The organism is Jeotgalibacillus proteolyticus (genome assembly GCF_050107735.1).
Classification (GTDB): domain Bacteria; phylum Bacillota; class Bacilli; order Bacillales; family Jeotgalibacillaceae; genus Jeotgalibacillus; species Jeotgalibacillus proteolyticus_A.
This window is the reverse complement of sequence record NZ_JBNILO010000053.1, coordinates 1-232: the sequence shown is the minus strand read 5'-3', so window position 1 is coordinate 232 and position 232 is coordinate 1. Positions and strand designations below refer to the sequence as shown.

General features: G+C 43.5%; 1 protein-coding gene. It reads left to right on the top strand.

Annotated elements, in window-relative coordinates:
* A partial coding sequence (locus ACQCT8_RS19110) for a hypothetical protein (RefSeq protein ID WP_426873709.1) occupies positions 1 to 213 on the top strand: 213 nt, incomplete at its 5' end.
* Between the last annotated feature and the right edge of the window lie 19 nt (positions 214 to 232).

The window sequence follows — 232 nt, the reverse complement described above, 5'->3', positions numbered from 1 at the left end:
AAAAAATGGTTGATCAGCGTCGCGCTTCTTCGTCCGCTCGTGTCGTCATCTCCTCACGCACTGAAAAGTGCGCTCCGGGATTCCTCCACTCACGTCCTCGAATCACTCGCTGCTGAACCATTTTTAAGAGAAACTCTTAAAAATGACTCATTGGATTTTCATTTGAAAATCACTAAGGTGGCGATTACTCGGTTTGTTGCTTTGTTTGTTTGATGTCTTTATCCAGTTTTCA